We start from the raw sequence: 23,406 nt of genomic DNA on the forward strand, positions 1-23,406 counted from the left end.
TCAGAGCGCCGGCGGCGTGAGAGTTCCCACCGCGGACTCGAGCGCCGCCGCCACCCGGTACATCCGGTCGTCGGCCATGGTCGGCGCCATGATCTGGAAGCCGACCGGCAGCCCCTCGGAGAGCCCGCACGGCACCGAGATGGCCGGACCGCCGTACAGGTTCGTCGGGATCGTGAACAGGTCGGCCAGGTACATCTGGTACGGGTCGGACGTGCGCGACCCGAACGGGAACGCCACGAACGGCGTGGTCGGCGAGACCAGCACGTCGACCCGCTCGAACGCCTGCTGGAAGTCTCGTGCGATCAGCGTGCGGACCTTCTGCGCCTGCCCGTAGTAGGCGTCGTAGTAGCCGCTGGACAGCGCATACGTCCCCAGGATGATGCGGCGCTTGACCTCGGGCCCGAAGCCGGCGTCGCGGGTCAGCGACATGACCTCCTCGAGCGACCGGTTGCCGTCGTCGCCGACCCGCAGGCCGTAGCGGACGCCGTCGAAGCGGGCCAGGTTGGAGGAGCACTCGCTCGGCGCGATCAGGTAATAGGCCGGCAGCGCGTACTCGAAATGCGGGCAGGACACCTCGACCACCTCGGCGCCCAGCTTGACCAGCGCCTCCAGTGACTCGCGGAAGGCCGCGGACACGCCCGCTTCGGAGCCGTCACCGGCGAACTCTTTCACCAGGCCGAGCTTCACGCCGCTGAGATCGCCGTTCGCGCCGAGCCGGGCCGCGCCGACCACGTCGGGCACGGGCTGCGGGATCGACGTCGAGTCGCGCACGTCGTGGCCCGCGATCACCGCGTGCAGCAGCGCCGCGTCTTCGACATTGCGGGCACACGGCCCCGGCGTGTCAAGCGACGAGGAGAAGGCGATCAGGCCGTAGCGGGACGTGCCGCCGTAGGTCGGCTTCGCCCCGACCGTTCCGGTCACCGCGCCCGGCTGCCGGATCGAGCCGCCCGTGTCGGTGCCGATGGCCAGCGGCGCCTCGTAGGCCGCGATCGCCGCGGCGCTGCCACCACCCGAGCCGCCGGGGATACGCCCGAGATCCCAGGGGTTGTTGGTCGGCCCATAAGCGCTGTACTCGGTGGAGGAGCCCATCGCGAACTCGTCCATGTTGGTCTTGCCGAGCATCACTGTCCCGGCCGCCTGCAGGCGCTCGACGATCGTGGCGTTGTAGGGCGGCCGCCACCCCTCGAGGATCTTCGAGGCCGCGGTCGTGGGCACGCCCTTGGTGGCGATCACGTCCTTGACCGCGACGGGCACCCCCGCGAGCGGGCCGCTGACCTCGCCCTTGTCGACCTTCTCGGCGGCCTTCAGCGCGCCCTCGCGGTCGACGTGCAGGAACGCGTGCACGCGCTCGTCGACGGCCTCGATGCGGTCGAGATGCGCCTGCGCCACCTCGACGGCCGAGACCTCCTTGCTCTTGATCTTGCTGGCGAGCTCGGCCGCCGACATCCGGATCAGATCGGTCATCTCAGGCCTCCTCGTCGAGGATCCGCGGCACCCGGAAGCGGCCCTCGAACGCGTCCGGGGCGCCCGAGAGCGCTTCTTCCTGCGTGAGGCACGGCTGCGGGACGTCGTCGCGGTACACATTCGTCAGCGGCACGGAATGCGAGGTGGGCGGAATGTCGTCCGCGGCCACCTCGCCGACCCTCGCGACCGACTGGAGGATCACGTCGAGCTGCCCCGCGAACTGATCCAGTTCCTGCTCGGTCACGGCGAGCCGCGACAGGCGCGCGAGATGCGCGACCTCTTCGCGGGAGATGGCCATAGTTCCTACCTTCTCGAATCCTATGCTGATGGGACGAGTCTATTTCGACCCCCCGACAGCTTTTCCGCGGGGACACGAAAGCTTCAAGATCAAGATCAAGATGTCGTGCGTGGGTGGTGCGTACAGACCGTCACTCCCGTCGGGACCCGGGCGGGTCGAGCAGGGCGCTGACGCGCCCAAACCACTCGACCCACCCGGGCGACCTGCGTGAGTGGTTGCGCTCAAGGCCCCCCGCGGATGTCACCAACCGCAGGCGGGACCGGCCCGAGGCAGCCGTTTCCGCAGGTGGGGAATAATGCCAAGCCCCGTATATCCAACTATATCGATGACTCACCGCGCCCGTTCGCCGGGTCAGTTCGACGGGTCAGTTCGACGGTCTCGCGATGGCGAGTGGAGAGGGGCCCGGCCGGATCGGGCGGTACTTGGCCAGCCACGCGTCGAGCTCGTCCGGGGGCATGGGGCGGGCGTGGAACCAGCCCTGGGCCGCGTGGCAGCCCGCGCCGGCGAGCAGGCGCCAGGTGCGCTCGTCCTCGACGCCCTCGGCCACCGCGCGCAGGCCCAGCGCCTCGGCCAGGTCGATCACCGAGCGGACGATCGCGGAGTCCCCCCGATCGGCGGCCATGCCGAGCACGAACGAGCGGTCGATCTTCACCTCGGCCAGCGGCAGGCGTCGCAGGTGCTGGAGCGACGAGTAGCCGGTCCCGAAGTCGTCCAGCGAGATCGCCACGCCCATCCGGTCGAGCCGCGTGATCGTGTTGAGCACCCGGTGCGGGTCGGCCATCAGCGCGCTCTCGGTGATCTCCAGCTGAATCAGGTCGGCCGGCACCTCGTACTCGTGAAGCAGCTCTTCTATGCGGTCGGCGATGCCCCCCGCGTGCAGGTCGCGCGCGCTCACGTTGACCGCGGCCCGCAACGGCCGCCCCGCGGCCCGCCACGCCGCGACCTGCGCCACCACGTCGTGCAGCACCCGCTGCGTGAGCAGCCGCATCACCGGCGTCGGCTCGGCCACCCGGATCAGCTCCTCCGGCCCGACCAGCCCTCGCTCCGGATGCTGCCACCGCAGCAACGCCTCGACCCCCACCACCTCGCCGGTGGCGATCGCGATCTGCGGTTGGTAGAACAGCACTATTCCGTCGTCGGGCGCGTCCTCCCGCAGCGCCCGCCGCAGGTCGGCGAGCAGTGCCAGCCGATCCGGCGAGTGGTGCGCCGCGTCCGGCCCATAGACGGCGACCTGGTCCCCCCGTTGCTTCGCGTCGTACATGGCGGCCTCCGCCTCGCGCAGCAGCGTCGCGCAGTCGTCCGCCGAGTCCCCCTGCAACGCGATCCCGATCGACGCGCTGACGTCCACCGGCAGCCCGTCGAGCGCGAACGGCCGGTTCAACGCCTCCGCCAGGTGATACGCGATCCGCCGGGCCTCGGGCGCCCCGTCGACCCGGTTGGCGAGCACCGCGAACTCGTCGCCGCCCAGCCGCACCACGAGATCGTGTGCCGGAACCACGTCCGCGAGCCGCCGCGCGACTTCCACGAGCAGCCGATCCCCCACCCGATGCCCGAGCGCGTCGTTCACGGTCCGGAACCGGTCGAGGTCGAGCAGCAGCAATGCCCGCTGCCGCCCGCCTTTGTCACCCACCGAGGCCTGCAGCGCCCGCCGATTGGGCAAGCCCGTCAGCTCGTCCACCCGCGCCGCCCGCTCGGATTCCCCCGCCGACCGCACCATCCGATGCACCGCGTGCAGCGCGAGCAGCACCAACGGCACGAACGCCAGCCCCACCTGCGCCGTGGCCAGCACCACCGGCCCGAGCAACAACAGCGCCCCGGCCGCCAGCACTTCCACCCCGCGGCGGCGCCCCCGCGGCCGGCGCCGCCGATGCGAGCCCAGCCGGGCAACGCCCGCGGCCAGCCCGTAGCGGGCAAGAATCCACCCCGCGGCCGCCGCAACGGTCAGCACCGCGTCATCCCAGTCGGGCCGCGGCCCGATCCGCAGCGACACCAGCGCCGCGACGCCCGCGGCGGCCCCCAGGGCCACCGCATGCTGGACCGCGAGGTGGAATGTCCGCCGCACCGCCTGCCGCATCCGCACCCCGGCAACCGCCACGGCCGCGACCTGCACGGCAAGCGCCGGCACCACCCCCCACGCCAGTGCGATCGCGAACGTGAAGCAGATGGACGGCAGGATCACCGAGCTGGCCCGCCGATCGGCGAGCACATAGGGCCGCGCGTCGACCACGACGGCAAGGACGGCCATCAGCCAGTAGGCCCCCGGCAGCCCCGCGAATGTCCGCCACCCCAACGCCCACAGCAGCCCGTCAACAAGAACCGCCACCCCCGCCGTGACCACCAGCGCCCGCCGCCGCTTCGCACCCGCGTGGCCCGAGGCCGCGCCGTCGCTCGTCGCGTGCGTATTCGCCACGCGGTTGCGAAGGCGTGCGGCTTCCATGCGACCTCCACAATGGCGGCGATCTACCGATGGTTTTCACCATAGATCCGCATTGTCCGTTGGTCGCGAAACAGCTTCGGCGTTATCAAATCGGCATAAGCCCTCAAACGCTCATTATCCGCAAATTACTCCATTCGGGTGACGTGGGACGGGGCCTCAGCTTTCGGCCGGGGCCTCCGGCGCCATCTCGGCAACCGCTCGCGCCGCGTCGGGACCGTCGGCGAGCAGGACCGCGAAGCCCGCCTCGTCGAGGACCGGGACCTTCAGCGAGAGCGCCTTGTCGTACTTGCTGCCCGGATTGTCGCCGACCACCACGAAGGCCGTCTTCTTGGAGACCGAGCCGCTGACCTTGCCGCCCCGGCTCGTGACCGCCTCGGTGGCCTGGTCGCGCGAATGCGTGGACAGAGTGCCGGTGACCACCACGGTCATGCCCTCCAGCGGACGCGGGCCCTCGTCGACCCGCTCGTCGGCCATGCGGACGCCGGCCTCGCGCCACCTGCGCACGATCTCGCGGTGCCAGTCGACCGTGAACCACTCGCGCAGGCTCTCGGCGATCGTCGGGCCGACGCCCTCCACCGACGACAGCGGGTCGGGCTCGGCCTTGGCCTTGCGCTTGGCGGCGCCTTCACCCTCGTCGACCGGCTCGGGGGCGGGCGGCGACGTGGCCACGACCTCCTCGATCGCCTCCATCGAGCCGAACTCGCGGGCCAGCGCCTGCGCGGCGGTCGGGCCCACGTGCCGGATCGACAGCGCCACCAGCACCCGCCACAGCGGCTGCTGTTTCGCCTTCTCGAGGTTGTCGAGCAGGCGCACCGCGTTGCTGCCGAGGCTGCCGTCTTGATTCACGAAGAACGGCGATTCCCGCAACTGGTCGGCGGTGAGCGCGAACAACTCACCCTCGTCGGAGATCACGCCGGAGTCGAGAAGGGCCTGACCCGCCTTGTAGCCCAGCACCTCGATGTCGAACGCGCCCCGCCCGGCCAGGTGGAACACCCGCTCGCGCAGCTGGGCCGGGCAGGACCGGGTGTTGGGGCAGCGGATGTCGATGTCGCTTTCCTTGGCCGGCGCCAGCGTGGTGCCGCAGGCCGGGCATTCCGTCGGCATCACGAAGGCGCGCGCGTCGGCGGGCCGGAGGTCGATGACGGGGCCGAGCACCTCGGGGATGACGTCGCCCGCCTTGCGCAGCACGATCGTGTCGCCGATCAGCACGCCCTTGCGCTCGACCTCGCGCGCGTTGTGCAGCGTCGCCTGCGCGACCGTGGAGCCCGCCACCTTGACCGGCTCGAGAATCGCGTACGGCGTCACGCGACCGGTGCGCCCCACGTTCACCGCGATGTCGAGCAGCTTGGTGGTGACCTCCTCGGGCGGGTATTTGTACGCGATCGCCCAGCGCGGCGCCCGGCTGGTCGAGCCGAGCCGGCCCTGGATCGACACGGAGTCGACCTTGACCACGACGCCGTCGATCTCGTGCTCGACGTCGTGCCGGTGCTCGCCGTAGTACGCGATGTAGTCCCGGACGCCGGCCAGGTCGTCGACCAGCTTCCACCGCTCGCTGGTCGGCAGGCCCCACGACTTCAACGCCTCGTACGCATGCGACTGCGAGGCCGGGGTGAAGCCGACCCGGGCGCCGATGCCGTGCACCACCATGCGCAGGCCGCGTGAGGCGGTGATGCGCGGGTCTTTCTGCCGGAGGCTGCCGGCCGCGGCATTGCGCGGATTCGCGAACGGCGCCTTGCCCTGCTCGACCAGGGACGCGTTGAGGTCGGCGAAGGCCGAGACCGGGAAGTAGATCTCGCCGCGCACCTCGAGCAGGTCGGGCGGGTTGTCGTCGGTCAGCCGCTCGGGGATCTCGCGAATCGTGCGCACGTTGGACGTGACGTCTTCGCCAGTGCGCCCGTCGCCGCGGGTGGCGCCCCGGACCAGGCGGCCCTTCTCATACGTCAGGTTGATGGCGAGGCCGTCGACCTTGAGCTCGCAGATGAACTGCGTCGGCCCGCCGGCGTCGCGGATCGTGCGCTCGGACCAGGCGGCCAACTCGTCCTCGTCAAAGACGTTGTCGAGCGAGAGCATGCGCTCGGCGTGTTCGACCGGCGTGAACGTCGTGGAAAACGTGCCGCCGACATTTTGCGTGGGCGAGTCGGGCGTGCGGAGCGCGGGATATTCCTCCTCGATCGCCTCGAGCTCGCGCAGCAGGCGGTCGAAGTCGGCGTCGGAGACGGTCGGCGCGTCGAGAACGTAATACCGGTACTGGTGGCCGCGAATCTCGTCGCTCAGCTCGGCGTGCCGCGCGCTCACCTCGGACGTCGGATCTTTGCCGGCGGCCGCCTCCTGCTCGGCGGTCGGCCGGCCCTCGGCGATGCCCTCGGCCACCTCGACCTCGACCAGGGACTCACCGTCACGCATCGCATCCGCCTTCTCGGCCACCGGAACCTCCGTCTCGCTTGAGCTAAGAGGCACGGTAGTCGCCACCACCGACATTTTCGGCCCGCCACCAGCGCATCGGGCCGCATCAGATCTGCCGGAAAGGCAGCGGCGGGTTCCGTCGAAAGACCGCGGTGGATCAGGCTTCGGCCAGGCGCCGACCGGCTTCGTGGCAGGCGGCCAGCACCGCGCGGGCGTAGGGCTCGCTCGCCCCCGCCAGGCCGCACGCGGGCGTCACGACGACCTGCTCGGGCAAGCGTGCGGTGGCGAAGCCCAGTCGCGTCCACAGCTTGGTCACGCACTCGGCCACCTGCTTGCCGGTGAGTGGTCGCCCGTCGGCGGGCGGGTGGGTGGGTGCGGCGCCGGCGAAGAGGCCGAGGCCGGCCTCGATCGCCTCGCCCAGCGGGTCGAGATCTTTCAGCAGCGCAAGGTCGAGAGCGATGGCCGCGGCCTGCGAGTCACGAAAGACCTGCAGGGGTACGGCCGCAGCACAGCAATGCGCGACAACGGGTGCCCCGGCGAGCTCTACCACGGTGCGTAGCGCGGTGGCGGCGTCGGGGGCGTTGACGGCGCGGTATGCGCCCAGGCCGCTCTCGGTCGGCACCTCGCCGGCGAGCACGGACGGCAGGGACGGCTCGTCGAGCTGGAGCAGGATGGTCGCCCGCGGCAGCCGCTTGCGGACGTCGTCGACGTGCCGGCGCAGGCCCTCGGCCAGCGAGTCGGTGAGGTCGCGCACGGCGCCGGGGTCGCGCAGCACCCGGCCGCCGAGCTGCAGCTCGATCGAGGCGGCCAGGGTCCACGGGCCGGCCGACTGCACCTTGAACGTGCCGGCGAAATCGTCGCCCTGCGCGGTCATCTCGTCGAGGTCGCGCTCGAGCAGGTCGGCCGTGCGGCGCATGTCTTTGCCGGGGCGCGGCGACATCTGCCAGCGGCCGGCGTAAAGCTGCACAGGCAGCTCCACGAGGAAGCCCGCGCTGCGGCCGATGACGTCGGCGCCGGGACCGCGGGCGGGCAGCTCGGGCAGGTGCGGCAGCCCGGGCAGCTCGCCGAACACGATGCGCTGGGCCTCGGCCGCGTCGGTGCCGGGCAGCGACCCGATGCCGGTGGCCGCGCCGGCCGGCCATGGGAACTCAGGCACGGGCCACCCCGCCCACGGGCTCGGGCTCGGCGGAGAACACGCCGGCGGGCTCGGGCTCGGCGGAGAACACGCCGGCGGGCTCGGGCTCGGCGGAGAACACGCCGGCGGGCTCGAGCTCGGCTGAGGACACGCCGGCGGTGATGGTGGCCGAACCGAGGACGACGTCGCCGGCCTCGTCGCGCCGGTAGGCCACGATCGCCTGGCCGGCCGCCACGCCCCGGGCCGGCTCGCGCAGCCGGGCCGTCAGCGTGTCGCCCTCGATGGTCACCTCGGCGGGGACCACCTCGCCGTGTGCGCGCAGCTGCACGTCGCACTCGACCGGTGTCGGGGCGCCGTGCCAGATCACCTTGTTCGCGGTCACCACGTCGACGGCGAGGGCCTCGCGCGGGCCGACCGTGACGGTGTTGGTCTTCGGCGTGATGGACAGGACGTACCGCGGGCGGCCGTCGGGGGCCGGCACGCGCAGGTCGAGGCCCTTGCGCTGGCCGATCGTGTACGCGTACGCCCCGTTGTGGGTGCCGATCGCCTCGCCCGTACGCGCATCGACGATGTCGCCGGGCGCCGAGCCCAGCCGGCGCTCGAGGAAGCCCCGGGTGTCGCCGTCGGCGATGAAGCAGATGTCGTGCGAGTCGGGCTTGTCGGCCACGGCCAGGCCCCGCTCGGCGGCCTCGGAGCGCACCTGCGCCTTCGTCGAGTCGCCCAGCGGGAAGACGGCCCGGTCGAGCTGGGCGCGGGTCAGCACGGCCAGCACATAGGACTGGTCTTTGCCGTCGTCGACGCTGCGGCGCAGCATGCCGTCGTCGCCGAGGCGGGCGTGGTGGCCGGTGACGACCGCGTCGAAGCCCAGGGCCACTGCCCGATCGAGCACGGCCGTGAACTTGATCTTTTCGTTGCAGCGCAGGCAGGGGTTCGGCGTACGGCCGGCCGCGTATTCGGCCACGAAGTCGTCGACGACGCTCTCGTGGAACTGGTCGGCCATGTCCCACACGTAGAAGGGGATGCCGATCACGTCGGCGGCGCGCCGCGCGTCGCGGGAGTCTTCCAGCGTGCAGCAGCCTCGCGCACCCGTCCGATACGTCTGGGGGTTACGCGCCAGCGCCAGATGCACCCCGGTGACGTCGTGGCCGGCGTCGTGGGCGCGCGCGGCGGCAACGGCGGAATCGACCCCGCCTGACATGGCCGCTAGTACTCGCATGCGGCAATCGTATCCGCCGCCGCGGAGCACTCGGTGAGCGCGGCGGTGCCAGCTAGCGCTTGGTCTTCCAGGTGGTTGCCCGCCGCGCCCGCTCGACCGCGCCGGGCAGCGCGGCGAGCAGAGCGTCGACGTCTTCGGCCGTGCTGGTGTGGCCGAGCGTGAAGCGCAGCGACGAGCGGGCCCGGTCGTCGTCGGCGCCCATGGCCAGCAGGACGTGGCTGGGCTGGGCCACTCCCGCCGAGCAGGCGGAGCCGGTGGAACAGGCAATTCCCTGGGCGTCGAGGAGCAGCAGGAGGGCGTCGCCCTCGCAGCCGGGGAAGCTGAAGTGCGCGTTCCCGGGGAGCCGGTCGTCGGTTGCGCCGTTGTAAACGGCGTCGGGGACCACCTCGAGGATTCGGGCGATCAGGTCGTCCCGGAGGGCGCCGACGCGGGTCGCGTTGTCCTGCTGGGCCTTGACGGACATCTCGACGGCTACCGCGAAGGCCGCCACGCCGGGGGTGTCGAGGGTGCCGGAGCGGACGTCCCGTTCCTGGCCGCCGCCGTGGAGAAGCGGGGTGCAGGGGACGTCCCGGCCCAGAAGAAGAGCGCCCACCCCCACCGGGCCGCCCAGCTTGTGGCCGGTGACGGTCATCGCCGCGGCGCCGCTGGCGGCGAAGTCGACGGGGATGGCGCCGACGGCCTGGACCGCGTCGGTGTGGAAGGGGATGCCCGCCTCGGCGGCCATCTTCGCCAGCTCGTAGATCGGCTGGATGGTGCCCACCTCGTTGTTGGCCCACTGCACGCTGACCACGGCGATCTCGTCCCGGTAGCGATCGAGGAGAGCACCGAGGGTCTCGGGGGTCACGCATCCGCGCTCGTCGACCGGCAGGAGGTCGACCGTCGCGCCCTCGTGGGTGGCCAGCCAGTCCACGGCGTCCAGGACAGCGTGGTGCTCGACCGACGAGGCGATGACGCGGGTGCGGTTCAGGGAAAGCGAGCGCTGCGCCCAGAAGATGCCCTTCGTGGCCAGGTTGTCGCTTTCGGTTCCGCCGCTGGTGAAGATGATCTCGGAAGGGCGGGCATTCAGGGCGGCGGCGATGCGCTCGCGGGATTCCTCGACGATGCGGCGGGCGCAGCGGCCGGCGGCATGCAGGGAGGAAGGGTTGCCGACGTCGCGGGCGGCGGAGATGTAGGCGTCCAGCGCTTCCGCAAGCATCGGCGTGGTCGCCGCGTGATCCAGGTAGGCCATCAGTCGCCAAGCTTATGCCTATGGGCCGGGGTGGTCTCCGCGCGAGGAGACCACCCCGGCCCACCAGCCTCGAGTAGTGGTTACTTCCGCTTGCGGATCTCGTCGGCGGCCTGCGGCACGACCTTGAACAGGTCGCCCACGACGCCGTAGTCGGCCAGCTCGAAGATGGGGGCCTCGGCGTCCTTGTTGACGGCCACGATGGTCTTCGAGGTCTGCATGCCGGCGCGGTGCTGGATCGCGCCGGAGATGCCCAGGGCGACATACAGCTGCGGGGAGACGGTCTTACCGGTCTGGCCCACCTGGAACTGGTGGGGGTAGAAGCCGGAGTCGACCGCGGCGCGGGAAGCGCCCACGGCGCCGCCCAACAGGTCGGCCAGTTCCTCCACGAGCTTGAAGTTGTCGGCGTTGCCGACGCCGCGGCCGCCGGCGACCACGACCGAGGCCTCGGTCAGCTCGGGGCGGGAACCCTTCTTCTCGGCCACCCGCTCGACCACCTTGGTGAGCTTGTCGGCATCCGAGACCGCAACGGTGAGCTGCTCGACCGACGCGGACGCCGGCGCCGGAGTCGGGGTGGTGGAGTTGGGGCGGATCGTGATGATCGGCAGGCCGCGGGTGACCTTGGATTTCACCGTGGCGGAACCGGCGAAGATCGCCTGGGTCGCGGTGCCGTCCGCGTCGACCGCCACGGCGTCGGTCAGCAGTCCGTTGTCCAGTTTGACGGCCAGACGGCCGGCGATCTCCTTGCCCTCCTGGGTGGAGGCCAGCAGCACCGCGGCCGGCTGCACGCGCTTGACCAGCTCGGCCAGCACCGTGGCCTTGGGGGCGACCAGGTAGCCGTCGACCTCGCCGCCCTCGCCGGCGTAGACCTTCGCGGCGCCGTACTCGCCAAGTTTTTCGGCGAATGCGGCGGCCGCGCCCTCGCCGCCCAGGACGACCGCGGATGGCTCGCCCAGCGTGCGGGCGATCGTCAGCATCTCGAGCGTGACCTTCTTGACGCCGGCGGCCTGGGAGGCCTCGACGACGACCAGAACCTCAGCCATGGCGAATCCCCTCTCAGACAAACTTCTCGGTGGCCAGGTACGCGACCAGCTGGGTGCCGCCGTCGCCTTCGTCGGTGACCTTGGTGCCGCCGGACCGCGGCGGACGCGGAGCGAACGACAGCACCTGGCTGCTCGCGCCGGCCGCGCCGACCTCGTCCGCGGAGACGCCGAGGTCGGCCAGCGAAAGGGTCTGCACCGGCTTCTTCTTGGCGGCCATGATGCCCTTGAAGGACGGGTAGCGCGGCTCGTTGATGGTGTCCCAGACGCTCACGACGGCCGGGGTGGCCGCGGTGACGACCTCGTAGCCCTCATCGGTCTGCCGCTCGGCGGTCAGCTGCGAGCCGTCCACCGTGAGCTTCCGCGCGCCCGTCAGGGCCGCGATGCCGAGGCGCTCGGCGAGCATGTGCGGCATCACCTGCACGCGTCCGTCGGTGGACTCGGAGCCGCAGAGGATCAGGTCGGCGTTCAACGTGCTCAGGGCCGCGGCGAGGACCTTGGAGGTGGACACCGCACACGAGCCGTGCAGCGCGTCGTCGGTCACGTGGACCGCCTTGTCGGGGCCCATCGACAGCGCCTTGCGGATCGACTCGGTCGCGGTGGCGGGACCCATGGTCAGCACCGTGACCTCGCCGCCGTGCGCCTCTTTGATCTTCAACGCCTCCTCGATGGCGTACTCGTCCATCTCGTTGATGACGTTGTTCGCCGAGGCCCGCTCGACGGTGTAATCGCCCGCGTCCAATTCACGCGAAGCACCGGAGTCGGGCACCTGCTTCACCAAAACGACGATGTTCATCGCGCTACGTCGACCCTCCTGTTGTGAACGCACCGTTGCGGTCGGACCGCCACCCCGAAGGTTACCCGTCAGTAGCTTGTGCGTGACAGCCACTGAGAGTGACACACCTCACCATGATGGGCACCGGAGGTGTCGCATATGTCCGGCCAAATCACGACGCTGCTCGACGGGCTCAAGCCGCCCGCCACCCATACTCCACCACGGATGTTCGCGCCCGCGCCGGAGTCCCATCGCCGCCGCGGTACGGAGTCGCGGTGGTGCACATGCGGTCACCTGCGCGAGGCCCGCGTCAGTGACGAAGTCCGCATGATCTGGGCACGCCTTCTTGACCCATCAGGTCGATAATCAACCGGTGTTCGGTGCGCTGCGGCAGTGGTTCGACCCCGAGAAGCAGCCGACCGTCGGCCGTACGCCCGACTATCGCTTCTCCCTCGCCAACGAGCGCACCTTCCTGGCCTGGATCCGCACCGGCCTCGCGCTGATCGCCGGCGGCCTGGCCTGCGCGCAGTTCCTGCCCGTGCTGGGCGTCGCGCATCTGCGCGAGATCATCGCGATCGCCCTGATCGTGCTCGGCGGCATGGTGGCGTTGCGCGCCGTCGACCACTGGGCGCGCACCGAGCGGGCCATGCGGCTGGGGCAGGAGCTGCCGGGCTCCAAGTTCCCGGCGATCCTCGCGCTGGCGGTGGCCGCGGGAGCGCTGCTGCTCGCCGCCGCGGTGATCATCAAGGCCGCGCAATGAGCGTGGATCCGGGAGCGTCCGCCGAGCGCACGAGGATGGCCTGGCGGCGTACCGGATTGTCGGCGACCGCCGTCGGCCTGCTCGCCGCCCGCCCGGCCGTCCACCCCGACGCCGGCATCGTCGCCTGGCTGGCCGCCTCGGCCGCCATGGCCGCCTGGGTAGCGATGATCACCCTCGCCTACCGCCGGGCGCACGGCCTGCGCAGCCTCCCGCCAAGACCCGGCCGGCGGGTGATTCCCGCCTATGCGCTGCTCGTGACGGCGTTTGCGGTCCTCGGCGGGCTGGTTGTCATGCTCTGATCGTCGCCGGAATGCTCCGGCCGAGTCATCATTGCTCTATGGTCCGGTTGTTCATCTTTCTGGCTGCCGTGCAGCTGGTCCTCTTCGTGCTGGCGTTGATCAGCGTTTTGTCGGCCGAGCGGGTCCGCAATGCGCCGCGCCTCCTCTGGGTGCTGCTGATCCTGCTGGTCCCGCTGCTGGGGCCGATCTCCTACTTCCTGTGGGGCAGACAAACGGCCGCGCCGCGGGAAGGCACGCCGATCCGACGGACCAAGGCGCGCCCGTCCTCACCGGACGACGATCCCGAGTTCCTGCGTTCGATGGACACCGAGCAGTCCCGCAAGGACCGCGAGACGCTCGCGCAGTGGGAGAAAGACTTCAAGAAGAGAGAAGAGGAAAGCTAGTCACGCGAGGTTCGAGCTGCGGGGGTAGGCGTCGGCCGGGTCGGTGAGCACGTTGACCAGGTAGGGGACGCCCGAGTCGAAGGCGCGCGTCAGAGCCGGACCGATCTGGGACGCCTTCTCGACCGTCTCCCCCGCGCCGCCGAGCGCGCGCACCACCTCGTCGTAGCGCAGGCCGGGCTGAAGGTCGGCGGCCACGTCGTAGCCATACATGGCGTTCATCGGGTGCTTCTCGAGGCCCCAGATGCCGTTGTTGCCGACCACCATGACGACCGGGAGGTTCTGCCGGGCCAGCGACTCCGCGTCCATCAGCGAGAAGCCGGCCGCGCCGTCGCCGAGCAGCACGCAGATCTGCCGGTCGGGGTAGGTGACCCGGGCGCCCATCGCGTAGCCCATGCCGGTGCCGAGGCAGCCGTACGGGCCGGGGTCGAGCCAGGTGCCGGGCTGGGCGGGCTCGAGGTAGCGGCCCGCGTACGAGACGAAGTCACCGCCGTCGCCGATGGTCACCGCGTCGGAGGCGAGGACTTTGCGCAGCTCGCCGTAGATGCGGGCCGGCTTGATCGGGTCGGTCTCGGCGGCCATGGCCTCGGCGTCGCGGGCCTTCCCGGCGTCTTCGGCCGACCGCAGCCCCGAGATCCACTCAGCATGCGAAGCGACTTCTCGGTTAAATCCTGCGATATCTGACAAAATCCGGCGCAGGTCGCCGGCCGGTGACGCGGACGGCGTCACATGCGAGGCCCGCTGCGAAGGCGCGTCCACAATGTGCACCACGGAAGCCGCGCCGAAATCCCCGAAGCCCAGCCGGAAGTCGAGTGGCGTGCCGATCACACAGACCACGTCGGCCTCGTTGAGCGCCGGCCGTCGTGCCTTGGCGAAGGCGAGCGGATGCGACGGCGGCAGCGCGCCCCGGCCCATCCCGTTGGTGAAGACCGGAATCTGCAGCGCCTCGGCCGCATCCCGCAACGAAGAGATCGCGTCCCCGCCCCAGACGTCGGAGCCCGCGATGATCACCGGCCGGGCGGCGCCGGCCAGCAGGGCGGCGGCCCGTGCGACCTCATCGGGGTCGGCCTCGAGCACCGGCACCTCGGGAACGCCGGGCGCCGCCGCCTCGCCGCTGGAGAAGACGACCTCGAGCGGCAGGTCGAGGAAGGCCGGCCCGCGGTGCGGCGTGAGCGCGGAGGTGAGCGCGGCGCGGATCTCGCCGGCGATCGCGTCGGTGTCGGCGACCGTGCCGGCGTACTTCGTGATCGGGGCGACCAGCGGCACGTGGTCGAATTCCTGGAGGCTGCCCGAGCCCCAGCGGAACTGCGGCGCCCGGCCGCCGAGCACGAGCACCGGCGAGGCGTTGAAGAACGCGCTGGTCAGGCCGGAGATGCCGTTGGTGACGCCGGGGCCCGCGGTCAACACCGCGAGTCCCGGCCGGCGCTGGAGCTTGGCGACCGCCTCGGCCGCGAACACGGCGCTCTGCTCGTGGCGTACGTCGAAGATCGGGAAGTTTTCCTTGTGGGCGGCGTCGTAGAGCGGGAACACGTGGCCCCCGGACAGCGTGAACATCTCGCGCACCCCGAATGACCGCAGCGCGGCCAGTGCCAGGTCGCCGCCATGCCCTTCAATGGTGGCGCCCTCGATCACTTCTGCCATGCCCGCCTCCGTCGCCGTGCCGTCGCGTGCACGTTACCGGCCAGTACCAGAAAGGTGAATCAATCTCGGATACCGAGCAGGTGGGCGAGATCCTTCACGAGGTTCTCGGCGTCGACCGTCAGCGGCTCCGCGTTGCCGTACCCATAGGCCACCACCAGCGCGATCAGCGGCACCACGATCATCACGATGGTGGCCAGCATGATCTGCAGAAAGCGCAGGAACCGTCCGCGACGCCGTCGTGGCTTGCGCTTCGGCGGCGCCGGCGGCCGCTGCGTGACCTGCCGGGTGCGCGGGGGCCGCGTCGCCTGCGGCGGCGGAGAGACGGGCCGGCTGACTGCCTTCACCGGCGACATCGCCCGGGTATCGCTCGGCGGCGGTATCGGCGGCATTTTCCGTACGGGCGGAGCACCGTCGAAACGCGGTTTTGCGGTCGCGACCGTGGCCTGGGGGTCGGGAACCCAGTGCCCCGGATCGGCATCCGGCCACGGATCGACGGCCGGCTGCAACCCGGTCGTGCCCGGCACCCGGGCCGTCACCGCCGCCACCCGTACGGTCTCGGTCTCGGGCCGGCCGCGCGACACCAGCCTCAGCTCGCCGGTGGGGCCGGGCGCGGCCGGACCCGCGGTCAGCAGGGCGGCGTCGGCCAGGATGCTGCCCTCGGCCACCACCAGCTCGGGCTGCTCGATCGCCACCGGGGCCTCGCCGAGCTCGCGGTGCAGCAGCGTGGCCACCAGCGGGATCCGGCTCGCGCCGCCGACCAGGAACACCCCGGCCAGCCGGCCCTCGGGCAGGTCGGCCCACTCGATCAGGTTCTTGGTGACCCGCACGGTCTGGTCGAGCACCGGGCGGGCGAGTTGTTCCAGCTCGTCGCGGGTCAGGTGGACCTCGGTGTCGAGCAGCGGCACCATGAAGTCGGCGGACTGGGCGCGCGACAGCCGTTCCTTGGCGATCCGCACGTCGTCCCACAGCTGACGGCGGGCGCGCCGTTCCTCGACCGTGGTGGGCTCGAGGATGCGCTGCCACTCGTCGGTTCGCAGGTGCTCGACGATCGCGGCGTCCACGTCGAGGCCGCCGATGTCATCGCGCCCGTCGACGGCCATCACCTCGAAGCCGCCGGAGTTGCGGGCGACCACGCTGGCGTCGAAGGTGCCGGCGCCGAAGTCGTGCACGACCACCACCGAGCCGATCGGCACGTCGCGGCCGAGGATCTCGGCGAAGTAGGTGGCGGCCGCGACCGGCTCGGCGACCAGGCGGGCGTCCTCGAGCCCGGCCCGTGCAGCGGCCTCGGCGAGCAGGGTGCGGCGGGCCGCGCCCCAGGTGGCGGGGCAGGTGAGGGTCACGTCGGGGCGCACCGGGCCGACCGCGCGGTGCCATTCCTCGGCGACCCGGGCCAGCACGGCCGCGATCAGGTCGACGACCGGGAACTCCTGCTCGCCGAGCAGCACCAGGCCGTCGTCGATGCGCCGCTTGGGGTTGGGCTCGAAGCGGGCCGGATCGAGACGGGCGCTGTGCACGGCGTCGCGGCCCACGGCCAGGGTGCCGCCGGTCTCGGCGAAGACGGCCGAGGGCAGCAACGGCGAGCCGTCGACCAGGATCGGGCGCGCCCGGCCGTCGGGCCAGCGCGCCACCGCGACGGTGTTGGACGTGCCGAAGTCCACGCCGAGGGCGTGCCGCTTCGGGCCCCCAGGGTCAGTGGCCATGACGGAGAGTCTAGGGGGTCCCGTCCGCTAGACGATCTTCCAGCGCGAGCGGTGACGCCACGTGCGCACACAGCGAACAAGGTCACCGTCGGCGGTGCGGGCGAACGCGCCCTCGGGCAGGCAGCGGTCGCCCACGGTGACCGGGCCGGGCGCCTCGGAGAGGGTCGGCGAGGGCATCGGCGGGACGAGCGCGCGGCCGGGAACGGTGGTCGTAGTGACCACGATCGTGGGATCAGGCAGCTCAGGAACGGCGGTCGCGGGGGCCGGCGGCGGTGGGGCCGGGGCCGGCGGGTCGGGCGGATCAAGGGCGGGCGGGTTCGCCCGGGAGGGCGTCGCGGCGACCTTGCGGTCGGCGGTCTTGCGGCCGGCCGTCGCCGGCGGGGTCGCGGACGTGGCCGCCGTCGGGGCCGGTGTGGCGTACCGGCTGGTGGCGGTGGGCGCCGGGACCGGCGGCGCGGCCATCTGGTCGACCGTCGCGGCCGAGCCGTGGCCGCGGCCGAGGGTGAGCCAGCCGATCAGCGCGCAGAGCAGCGCCTGGCCGACGACGAGAGCGACCGCCACGCGCACGGTGCGGCGCACCGTGCCCGCGGCGGGTAACGACTCCACAACGACGGACTTTATGGCACGTGATCGATGGAAGCGAGATCAGCGGCCCGTAAACGTGGGTTTACGCTTGGCCACGAAGGCGGTGGTGCCCTCGATGCGGTCGTCGGTGGCGAACAGCGACGCGAACAACTGCGATTCCAGGGCCAGGCCGGAGGCGAGATCCATGCTCAGGCCGGCGTCGATCGCCTGTTTGGCGGCACGCAGGGCCAGCGACGGGCCGGTCACGAACGGGCGGACCAGCGCCTGAGCGGTGGCGTAGACCTCGGCGGCGGGGGCGACCCGATCGGCCAGGCCGATGCGCAGCGCCTCCTCGGCGTCGACCATGCGGCCCGAGAAGATCAGATCCTTGGCGCGGGCCGGGCCGACCAGCCGGGCCAGGCGCTGGGTGCCGCCGGCGCCGGGGATGAGGCCCAGCCGGATCTCGGGCTGGCCGAGCTTCGCGTCGTCGGCCACCACTCGCCAGTCGCAGGCCAGCGCGAGCTCGCAGCCGCCGCCGAGGGCGTAGCCGGTGATGGCGGCCACAACCGGCTGGGGAATCCGGGCGATGGAGTCGAAGGCGCCCGAGAGCGCGCCGGCGCGAAGGGCCATGTCCTGGTAGCTGAGCTCGGTGAACTCGGTGATGTCGGCGCCGGCCGCGAAGACCTTCTCCCCGCCGTACACGATGACCGCCTTGACCTCGGTCGACCCGGCGGCGGAATGCGCGGCCTCTCTGAGCTCTTCCTGTACCTGGGTGTTGAGAGGATTCATCGGGGGGCGGTCGATCCGGATGGTGCCGATACCGTCGGTGGTCTCCAGCGTCACGAACTCGCCCACGAAACACGCCTCCCTGAGTGTTGAGGGTTATTCAGGGCCTATCTTGAGCTGCACCAAGCCGCAGGTCAAAGCCTCGGTCTCCACCGCCCTGAATAACCCTCATTGGTTAAGCGGAAGCCTACGACGGGTACGGAGAGTAAATGACCACCTACTACCGGGACGGCGACGTCGTGATCACGTCGACCGGGATCCGGATGCACGGCCGCGAGTACGCCCTGGCGGAACTGCGCCAGGTGTGGCATCGCAGCGGGCGCAGGTCATGGGGAACGATCGCCGGACGAGGCGTGCTCGGCCTGGCGATGCTGCTGCCGATCCTGGTCGGCGCGCTCGGCGTGGGGATAGCGCTGGTGGCGCACGCGTCGGTCGCGGTGACGGCCGGGCTGGTCGGCGGCGGGATCCTGGTCGGGCTGGCCGCCGCGCCGCTGGCCGACGTGCTGCTCGAGCGCGTGGACCGGTCCTACGACCGGGGCAGCCGGCGGCGGGAGATCTGGGGTCGCACCCGGCACGGCGATGTCCTGCTGCTGAGCACGGCCGACGCGGCCCGGTTCGGCCGGATCTACCGGGCCCTGCAGCGCGCCCTGGAGCCGTCGCGGGTTACTCGCTAGTAGCATCCGGTTCATGCAAAAGGACGCCGCGGGGCTGCTGGCCACCATGGGGACTCTGCATTTCCTCGCCATCGCCTTCGGGCGGCTGCCGCTGCAGGTGCCGCTCGTGCTCTGGGCACGCCGCGTCGCCCGCTGATTTCCGCCGCTCCGGTTCTGGCGTTCCGGCCGCGCTGGTCCCGCCCGTTCGGGACGATCTAGGCATCATGCGAGCGACCCACATCCGGCCGACCGGGGTAGAGCGCACGTTCGGCGTGGACGAGATCATCGTGACCAAGACCGATCCGCGCGGCGTCCTCACGTACGCGAATGAGGTCTTTCTGCGCATCTCGGCCCTCGCGGAGGAGCAGGCGCTCGGGCAGCCGCACAACCTCATCCGGCACCCTGAGATGCCACGCGCCGTGTTCATGCTGCTCTGGGACACCATCGGCCAGGGGCAGGAGATCTTCGCGTACGTGCTGAACCTCGCCGCCGATGGCGCGCACTACTGGGTGTTCGCGCACGTCACCCCCTCGTACGACGCGGTCGGCCGGCACGTCGGCTACCACTCGAACCGGCGGCGGCCGGAGCCGGCGTCGATCACGGCGGTCAAGCCGGTCTACGACCGGGTGCGGACGGTCGAGAGCCGGCAGAGCTCCACGCCCGCCGCGGTCGAGGCCGGCTGGCTGGCTCTGCAGGACGAGCTGGACGGGCGCACGTACGACGAGTTCGTCTGGGCGGTTACCAATGGATGAGCCGACGCTGCACGTCATCGTGGACATCTGCAAGCGCGCGGCCGCCGGCGACCTGGAGGCCCGGCTGCCGCCGCTGGGCGACTCGGCCGCCGCCGTCGAGTGCCGCAACGCGCTGAACGGCGTGCTCGACATCGGCGACGCGTTCGTCCGCGAGGCCGGCGCCGCCTCGTCCGCGGCCGCCGAGGGCCGGTTCCACCGGCGCATCCTCACCCGCGGCCTGCGCGGCGCCTACCGCGGCGCGGCCGAGCAGATCTCCGCCTCGATCGCGGCGATGAGCGCCAGCGCCGACCGGCTCGCCGAGGCCAACGCCGCCCGGATGCGGCTCGCCGACGAGCTCGAGAACGCGGTGCTGCGGGTATCCGAGCAGGTGGCCACGGCCGCCACCGAGATGGGCGCCTCGGCCAACGGGCTCGCCGACTTCGCCCGGGCGGCGGTCACCGAGGCCGAGCACGGGCTCGAGACGGTGACCTCGCTGCGCACGGCGGCCGACCAGATCCTCAGCGCGGTCGACCTGATCAACCAGGTGGCCAAGCAGACCCGGCTGCTCGCGCTGAACGCGACCATCGAGGCGGCGCGGGCCGGGGAGGCCGGGCTCGGCTTCAGCGTGGTGGCCGGCGAGGTCAAGTCGCTGGCCGACGAGACCAGCGGCTCGAGCGGCGAGATCATGGGGCACGTCAGCAAGGTGCAGGAGGTGGCCGCCGACGCCATCGCGGTGCTGGAGCGGGTCACCGAGAGCATCCGCGAGATGAGCGGGCTGACCAACGGCATCGCCGCGGCGGTCGACGGCGGGCACGGGATGGACGGCCTGTCCCAGTTGGCCGAGGTGCTGCGCGGCGAGGTGAGCCGCTTCGTGGAGACGGCCCGCACGGCCTAACTTTGGTAGAGCTCGTCGATCTCGTCACGGGTGGGCAGGGCGTTCGAGGCGCCGAGCTTGCGTACGCAGGCGGCGCCGGCCGCGTTCGCCCAGCGCACCGCCTCCATCAGGTCGCGACCCTCGCCCCAGGCCACGGCGAGCGCGGCGGTGAAGGCGTCGCCGGCCGCGGTGGTGTCGGTCGCCTCGACCGGGAACGCGGGCACGGTCTCGTCGCGGCCGTCGCGTTCGGCGTAGCGGGAGCCGGCGCCACCCAGGGTGAGCACGACCCGCGGCACGAGCGCCAGCAGGGCGGCCATGTCGGGGCTTTCCGAGCCGGCGATGGACTGACCAGCGATGGTTCGGGCCTCGACCTCGTTGACCACCAGCAGGTCGACGTCGGCCAGCAGGTCGGCCGGCAGCTCGCGGGCCGGGGCCGCGTTGAGGATCGTGCGGGTGCCGCCGGCGCGGGCGGCCTTGCAGGCGGCGGCCACCGTCTCGATCGGGATCTCGAGCTGGCAGAGCAGCACGTCGCCGCCGGCGATGACCCGCTCCTCGTCGGCGGTCAGGTCGTTGAAGGTGCTGTTGGCGCCGGGGGCGACCAGGATCGAGTTCTCCGCGGCGCGATCGACCATGATCACGGCGACGCCGGAGACGCCGTAGGCGGTGCGGATGTGCGCGGTATCGACTCCGGCCGCGTTGAGCCGGGCGTTCAGCGTCACGCCGAACGAGTCGGAGCCGATCGCGCCGAGGAACACCGCGTGGCCGCCGGCCCGGGCCGCGGCGATCGCCTGGTTGGCGCCCTTGCCGCCGGGCATCATCACGAAGTCGTCGCCGAGCACGGTCTCGCCGGGCAGCGGCAGCCGCTCGGCGATGCCGACCAGGTCCATGTTGGCGCTGCCGGCGACCACGATGCGAGGAGCCATGCTCAAGCTGCCCTTGCGGTGAAGCGGTCGCCGAAGCGGTCGACGACCAGCGGCATGCCGAAGGTCTTGGTGAGGTTGTCGGCGGTCATCACCTCGCCGAGCGGGCCGGCGGCGACGATCGTGCCCTCGCGCAGCAGCATGCCGTGGGTGAAGCCGGGCGGGATCTCCTCGACGTGGTGGGTGACCAGCACCATGGCCGGCGAGTCGGGGTCGAGCGCCAGGTCGGTGAGGCGGGCGATCAGGTCTTCCCGGCCGCCGAGGTCGAGGCCGGCGCTGGGCTCGTCGAGCAGCATCAGCTCGGGGTCGGTCATCAGCGCGCGGGCGATCAGCGTGCGCTTGCGCTCGCCCTCGGAGAGGGTGCCGAACTCGCGTTCGAGCAGGGCGCCCATGCCGAGCTGGCCGAGCAGTTGGCGGGCGCGGGCCTCGTCCATCGGGTCGTACGACTCCCGCCAGCGGCCCACCACCGACCAGGCGGCCGTGACCACGACGTCGATCACCCGCTCGGTGGGTGGCACCCGCTCACCGAACTGGCCGGTGGACAGGCCGATGCGGGTGCGCAGCTCGTTGACGTCGGTGCGGCCGAGGCGCTCGCCCAGCACGTAGGCCGTGCCGCGGGACGGGTGCAGCCGGCCCGCGGCCAGGTTGAGCAGGGTCGTCTTGCCGGCGCCGTTGGGCCCGAGGACCACCCACCGCTCGTCCAGCTCCACCTGCCAGGAGAGGCTGCGGACCAGGAAGTTGCCACTCCGGATCACGCTGACGCGGTCGAAGGCGATGACGGTGTCGTCGTGGGGCGGAATTCGCACGGCGGGTTCGAGCACGGGACCATCAAATCACGCGCGCTTCGGTTACCCCGTGGTCGACCCGAACACCTCGTCGCGCACGGCGTCGAGGGCCGTGTGCAGGGCGCCGTGCAGCACCGGCTCCGACTCCACGCCGGTGATCACCACCTTGGGGGTAACGAGAGTGATCGCCGCCACCTCGCGCTCCACCCGTTCGGCGAGCCCGGGGCCGCCGGCCTGGCTGACCTCGCCGGCCAGCACCACCAGTGGCGGGTCGAGCACCACGCAGGTCGCGGCCACGCCGAGGGCCAGCCGCTCGGCGAGCTCGTCGAGCACCTGGTCGCCGGCCTCGCCCGCGGCGACCGCCGAGCGGATCACGTCGGACGCCTCGTTGCCGCGGAAGCCGTACTTCTTGCCGATCGCCTTGACCGCGTCGGCGCCGGCGACCGTCTGGAAGCCGCCGCGCACGCCGCCCTTCTGCGAGCGCTTGCCCTGGTGGCGGGGCACCTCGGCGCCGGCCACCGGCAAATAGCCGATCTCGCCGGCCGCGCCGGTCGCGCCCTGGTGGAGCTTGCCGTCGATGACGCTGGCGAGGCCGACGCCGCGGCCGATCCAGATCAGGACGAAGTCGGTGGCGCCCTTGGCCGCGCCGGTGCTCTGCTCGGCGAGCGCGGCCATGTTCACGTCATTGCCGAAGACGACCGGGGTGCTCAGGTCGCGGCGCAGGTCGTCGAGCAGGCCGCGGTGCCAGCGGGGCAGGTCCCAGGCGAAGGAGATCTCGCCGCTCTCCGGGTCGACCAGGCCCGGGGTGCCGAGCACGACCCGCCGGACGGAAGACATATCGGTGCCGGCCTCGGTGGCGGCCTGGACCACCGCGTTGTGCACGACGCCGACCGGGTCGTCAGTGTCCTTGGTGGACTGCTCGACGCGGCTCACGATCGCGCCGGTGATGTCGGCGCAGGCGGCGACGACGCGCTCGGGGCCGACGTCGACGCCGATCACGTGGGCGCTACCGGGAGTGACGGCGTAGAGCTGCGCGTTGGGCCCGCGACCGCCGGCCTGCTCGCCGACGCGGCGCACCAGGCCGCGCTGCTCGAGGCGCTCGACGAGCTGGGAGGCGGTGACCTTGCTGAGGCCGGTCATCTCGCCGAGCTGCGCACGGGTCAGCGGACCCCGGGCGAGCAGCAGCTCCAGGGCCGCGCGGTCGTTGAGTGCACGCAGCAGCCGAGGTGTGCCCGGAAGGCGGGTGGCGGCCATGTCTACTACCCCTAGTATTTAAGATTGTTTCCAGTTAGGTTACCGTGCCCTCGAAGTCGTGACCGC

The 23,406-nt window shown here is 71.7% G+C and carries 23 protein-coding genes; 7 read left to right on the plus strand and 16 right to left on the minus strand.

Annotated features, from left to right (window positions below; translation table 11 throughout):
- The 9 genes from gatA to ACIA5D_RS02490 form a co-directional block, all read right to left on the minus strand.
- Complete coding sequence (gatA, locus tag ACIA5D_RS02450) at positions 1-1,464, minus strand: Asp-tRNA(Asn)/Glu-tRNA(Gln) amidotransferase subunit GatA (protein ID WP_396028022.1); 1,464 nt, start codon at positions 1,462-1,464, stop codon at positions 1-3.
- A 1-nt stretch (position 1,465) separates the two neighbouring features.
- Entirely contained in the window at positions 1,466-1,762 is a 297-nt protein-coding gene (gatC, locus tag ACIA5D_RS02455; RefSeq protein ID WP_020518092.1) for an Asp-tRNA(Asn)/Glu-tRNA(Gln) amidotransferase subunit GatC, read from the minus strand.
- A gap of 364 nt (positions 1,763-2,126) precedes the next feature.
- Positions 2,127-4,199 (minus strand): putative bifunctional diguanylate cyclase/phosphodiesterase, encoded by a 2,073-nt coding sequence (locus ACIA5D_RS02460; RefSeq protein WP_396028023.1) that lies wholly within the window; start codon positions 4,197-4,199, stop codon positions 2,127-2,129.
- 156 nt (positions 4,200-4,355) lie between these two features.
- Complete coding sequence (gene ligA, locus ACIA5D_RS02465; protein WP_396028024.1) at positions 4,356-6,602, minus strand: NAD-dependent DNA ligase LigA; 2,247 nt, start codon at positions 6,600-6,602, stop codon at positions 4,356-4,358.
- 157 nt (positions 6,603-6,759) lie between these two features.
- Complete coding sequence (locus ACIA5D_RS02470) at positions 6,760-7,758, minus strand: methionine synthase (protein ID WP_396028025.1); 999 nt, start codon at positions 7,756-7,758, stop codon at positions 6,760-6,762.
- Positions 7,751-8,953 (minus strand): tRNA 2-thiouridine(34) synthase MnmA, encoded by a 1,203-nt coding sequence (gene mnmA, locus ACIA5D_RS02475; protein WP_396028026.1) that lies wholly within the window; start codon positions 8,951-8,953, stop codon positions 7,751-7,753. Before mnmA ends, ACIA5D_RS02470 begins: the two co-directional genes overlap by 8 nt.
- A gap of 52 nt (positions 8,954-9,005) precedes the next feature.
- Positions 9,006-10,181 (minus strand): cysteine desulfurase family protein, encoded by a 1,176-nt coding sequence (locus ACIA5D_RS02480; RefSeq protein ID WP_396028027.1) that lies wholly within the window; start codon positions 10,179-10,181, stop codon positions 9,006-9,008.
- Between the two features lie 80 nt (positions 10,182-10,261).
- Entirely contained in the window at positions 10,262-11,221 is a 960-nt protein-coding gene (locus ACIA5D_RS02485; protein WP_396028028.1) for an electron transfer flavoprotein subunit alpha/FixB family protein, read from the minus strand.
- A gap of 13 nt (positions 11,222-11,234) precedes the next feature.
- A complete protein-coding gene (locus ACIA5D_RS02490; RefSeq protein ID WP_396028029.1) occupies positions 11,235-12,014 on the minus strand; it encodes an electron transfer flavoprotein subunit beta/FixA family protein in 780 nt (259 codons plus the stop codon).
- 352 nt (positions 12,015-12,366) lie between these two features.
- On the opposite strand from ACIA5D_RS02490, the gene ACIA5D_RS02495 reads away from it, so the two are divergent.
- From ACIA5D_RS02495 to ACIA5D_RS02505, 3 genes are read left to right on the plus strand one after another with little or no spacing between them, the layout of a single operon-like run.
- A complete protein-coding gene (locus ACIA5D_RS02495) occupies positions 12,367-12,753 on the plus strand; it encodes a YidH family protein (protein ID WP_396028030.1) in 387 nt (128 codons plus the stop codon).
- Positions 12,750-13,052: a DUF202 domain-containing protein gene (locus ACIA5D_RS02500; protein WP_396028031.1), complete on the plus strand. Its 303-nt coding sequence runs from the start codon at positions 12,750-12,752 to the stop codon at positions 13,050-13,052. The genes ACIA5D_RS02495 and ACIA5D_RS02500 overlap by 4 nt, the downstream gene beginning before the upstream one ends.
- A 38-nt stretch (positions 13,053-13,090) precedes the next feature.
- Positions 13,091-13,435: a PLDc N-terminal domain-containing protein gene (locus ACIA5D_RS02505; protein WP_396028032.1), complete on the plus strand. Its 345-nt coding sequence runs from the start codon at positions 13,091-13,093 to the stop codon at positions 13,433-13,435.
- Here the strand turns inward: ACIA5D_RS02505 and ACIA5D_RS02510 are convergent, their stop codons facing one another.
- Genes ACIA5D_RS02510 through ACIA5D_RS02525 form a run of 4 tightly spaced genes read right to left on the minus strand, consistent with a single transcriptional unit; the run spans position 13,436 to position 18,192 of the window.
- The gene (locus ACIA5D_RS02510) at positions 13,436-15,073 is read right to left on the minus strand and encodes an acetolactate synthase (RefSeq protein WP_396028033.1); all 1,638 of its coding nucleotides are present in this window, start codon (positions 15,071-15,073) and stop codon (positions 13,436-13,438) included.
- Positions 15,074-15,132: 59 nt separating this feature from the next.
- Positions 15,133-16,773, minus strand: a complete 1,641-nt coding sequence (locus tag ACIA5D_RS02515; RefSeq protein WP_396028034.1) for an Hsp70 family protein — start codon at positions 16,771-16,773, stop codon at positions 15,133-15,135.
- Between the two features lie 27 nt (positions 16,774-16,800).
- A complete protein-coding gene (locus ACIA5D_RS02520; RefSeq protein ID WP_396028035.1) occupies positions 16,801-17,379 on the minus strand; it encodes a hypothetical protein in 579 nt (192 codons plus the stop codon).
- A gap of 39 nt (positions 17,380-17,418) precedes the next feature.
- Complete coding sequence (locus ACIA5D_RS02525) at positions 17,419-18,192, minus strand: enoyl-CoA hydratase/isomerase family protein (protein WP_396028036.1); 774 nt, start codon at positions 18,190-18,192, stop codon at positions 17,419-17,421.
- 140 nt (positions 18,193-18,332) lie between these two features.
- Between ACIA5D_RS02525 and ACIA5D_RS02530 the strand changes: the two genes are divergently transcribed.
- From ACIA5D_RS02530 to ACIA5D_RS02545, 4 genes are all read left to right on the plus strand, one after another.
- The gene (locus tag ACIA5D_RS02530; RefSeq protein ID WP_396028037.1) at positions 18,333-18,797 is read left to right on the plus strand and encodes a DUF6232 family protein; all 465 of its coding nucleotides are present in this window, start codon (positions 18,333-18,335) and stop codon (positions 18,795-18,797) included.
- Between the two features lie 13 nt (positions 18,798-18,810).
- Positions 18,811-18,933: a hypothetical protein gene (locus ACIA5D_RS02535; protein ID WP_396028038.1), complete on the plus strand. Its 123-nt coding sequence runs from the start codon at positions 18,811-18,813 to the stop codon at positions 18,931-18,933.
- A 67-nt stretch (positions 18,934-19,000) separates the two neighbouring features.
- A complete protein-coding gene (locus ACIA5D_RS02540) occupies positions 19,001-19,528 on the plus strand; it encodes a PAS domain-containing protein (protein WP_396028039.1) in 528 nt (175 codons plus the stop codon).
- Entirely contained in the window at positions 19,521-20,402 is an 882-nt protein-coding gene (locus ACIA5D_RS02545; protein WP_396028040.1) for a methyl-accepting chemotaxis protein, read from the plus strand. Before ACIA5D_RS02540 ends, ACIA5D_RS02545 begins: the two co-directional genes overlap by 8 nt.
- Here the strand turns inward: ACIA5D_RS02545 and ACIA5D_RS02550 are convergent.
- The 3 genes from ACIA5D_RS02550 to ACIA5D_RS02560 are packed head-to-tail and all read right to left on the minus strand — an operon-like array spanning position 20,399 to position 23,340.
- Positions 20,399-21,304: a ribokinase gene (locus ACIA5D_RS02550; RefSeq protein ID WP_396028041.1), complete on the minus strand. Its 906-nt coding sequence runs from the start codon at positions 21,302-21,304 to the stop codon at positions 20,399-20,401. The two genes, ACIA5D_RS02545 and ACIA5D_RS02550, sit on opposite strands and share 4 nt — an antisense overlap.
- Positions 21,305-21,306: 2 nt before the next feature.
- Positions 21,307-22,122 (minus strand): ABC transporter ATP-binding protein, encoded by an 816-nt coding sequence (locus tag ACIA5D_RS02555; RefSeq protein WP_396028042.1) that lies wholly within the window; start codon positions 22,120-22,122, stop codon positions 21,307-21,309.
- 27 nt (positions 22,123-22,149) lie between these two features.
- On the minus strand, positions 22,150-23,340 hold the full coding sequence (locus ACIA5D_RS02560) for an ROK family protein (protein WP_396028043.1): 1,191 nt from the start codon (positions 23,338-23,340) through the stop codon (positions 22,150-22,152).
- Between the last annotated feature and the right edge of the window lie 66 nt (positions 23,341-23,406).

It is taken from the genome of Actinoplanes sp. NPDC051513, assembly GCF_044454685.1.
Lineage (GTDB): Bacteria > Actinomycetota > Actinomycetes > Mycobacteriales > Micromonosporaceae > Actinoplanes.

Bases quoted from the DNA above. Each gene is read 5' to 3' on its own strand.
- gatA (WP_396028022.1), bottom strand. From the start codon at position 1,464: ATGACCGATCTGATCCGGATGTCGGCGGCCGAGCTCGCCAGCAAGATC.
- gatC (WP_020518092.1), bottom strand. From the start codon at position 1,762: ATGGCCATCTCCCGCGAAGAGGTCGCGCATCTCGCGCGCCTGTCGCGG.
- ACIA5D_RS02460 (WP_396028023.1), bottom strand. From the start codon at position 4,199: ATGGAAGCCGCACGCCTTCGCAACCGCGTGGCGAATACGCACGCGACG.
- ligA (WP_396028024.1), bottom strand. From the start codon at position 6,602: ATGCGTGACGGTGAGTCCCTGGTCGAGGTCGAGGTGGCCGAGGGCATC.
- mnmA (WP_396028026.1), bottom strand. From the start codon at position 8,953: ATGCGAGTACTAGCGGCCATGTCAGGCGGGGTCGATTCCGCCGTTGCC.
- ACIA5D_RS02480 (WP_396028027.1), bottom strand. From the start codon at position 10,181: ATGGCCTACCTGGATCACGCGGCGACCACGCCGATGCTTGCGGAAGCG.
- ACIA5D_RS02485 (WP_396028028.1), bottom strand. From the start codon at position 11,221: ATGGCTGAGGTTCTGGTCGTCGTCGAGGCCTCCCAGGCCGCCGGCGTC.
- ACIA5D_RS02490 (WP_396028029.1), bottom strand. From the start codon at position 12,014: ATGAACATCGTCGTTTTGGTGAAGCAGGTGCCCGACTCCGGTGCTTCG.
- ACIA5D_RS02500 (WP_396028031.1), top strand. From the start codon at position 12,750: ATGAGCGTGGATCCGGGAGCGTCCGCCGAGCGCACGAGGATGGCCTGG.
- ACIA5D_RS02505 (WP_396028032.1), top strand. From the start codon at position 13,091: ATGGTCCGGTTGTTCATCTTTCTGGCTGCCGTGCAGCTGGTCCTCTTC.
- ACIA5D_RS02510 (WP_396028033.1), bottom strand. From the start codon at position 15,073: ATGGCAGAAGTGATCGAGGGCGCCACCATTGAAGGGCATGGCGGCGAC.
- ACIA5D_RS02515 (WP_396028034.1), bottom strand. From the start codon at position 16,773: ATGGCCACTGACCCTGGGGGCCCGAAGCGGCACGCCCTCGGCGTGGAC.
- ACIA5D_RS02530 (WP_396028037.1), top strand. From the start codon at position 18,333: ATGACCACCTACTACCGGGACGGCGACGTCGTGATCACGTCGACCGGG.
- ACIA5D_RS02535 (WP_396028038.1), top strand. From the start codon at position 18,811: ATGCAAAAGGACGCCGCGGGGCTGCTGGCCACCATGGGGACTCTGCAT.
- ACIA5D_RS02540 (WP_396028039.1), top strand. From the start codon at position 19,001: ATGCGAGCGACCCACATCCGGCCGACCGGGGTAGAGCGCACGTTCGGC.
- ACIA5D_RS02545 (WP_396028040.1), top strand. From the start codon at position 19,521: ATGGATGAGCCGACGCTGCACGTCATCGTGGACATCTGCAAGCGCGCG.
- ACIA5D_RS02550 (WP_396028041.1), bottom strand. From the start codon at position 21,304: ATGGCTCCTCGCATCGTGGTCGCCGGCAGCGCCAACATGGACCTGGTC.
- ACIA5D_RS02560 (WP_396028043.1), bottom strand. From the start codon at position 23,340: ATGGCCGCCACCCGCCTTCCGGGCACACCTCGGCTGCTGCGTGCACTC.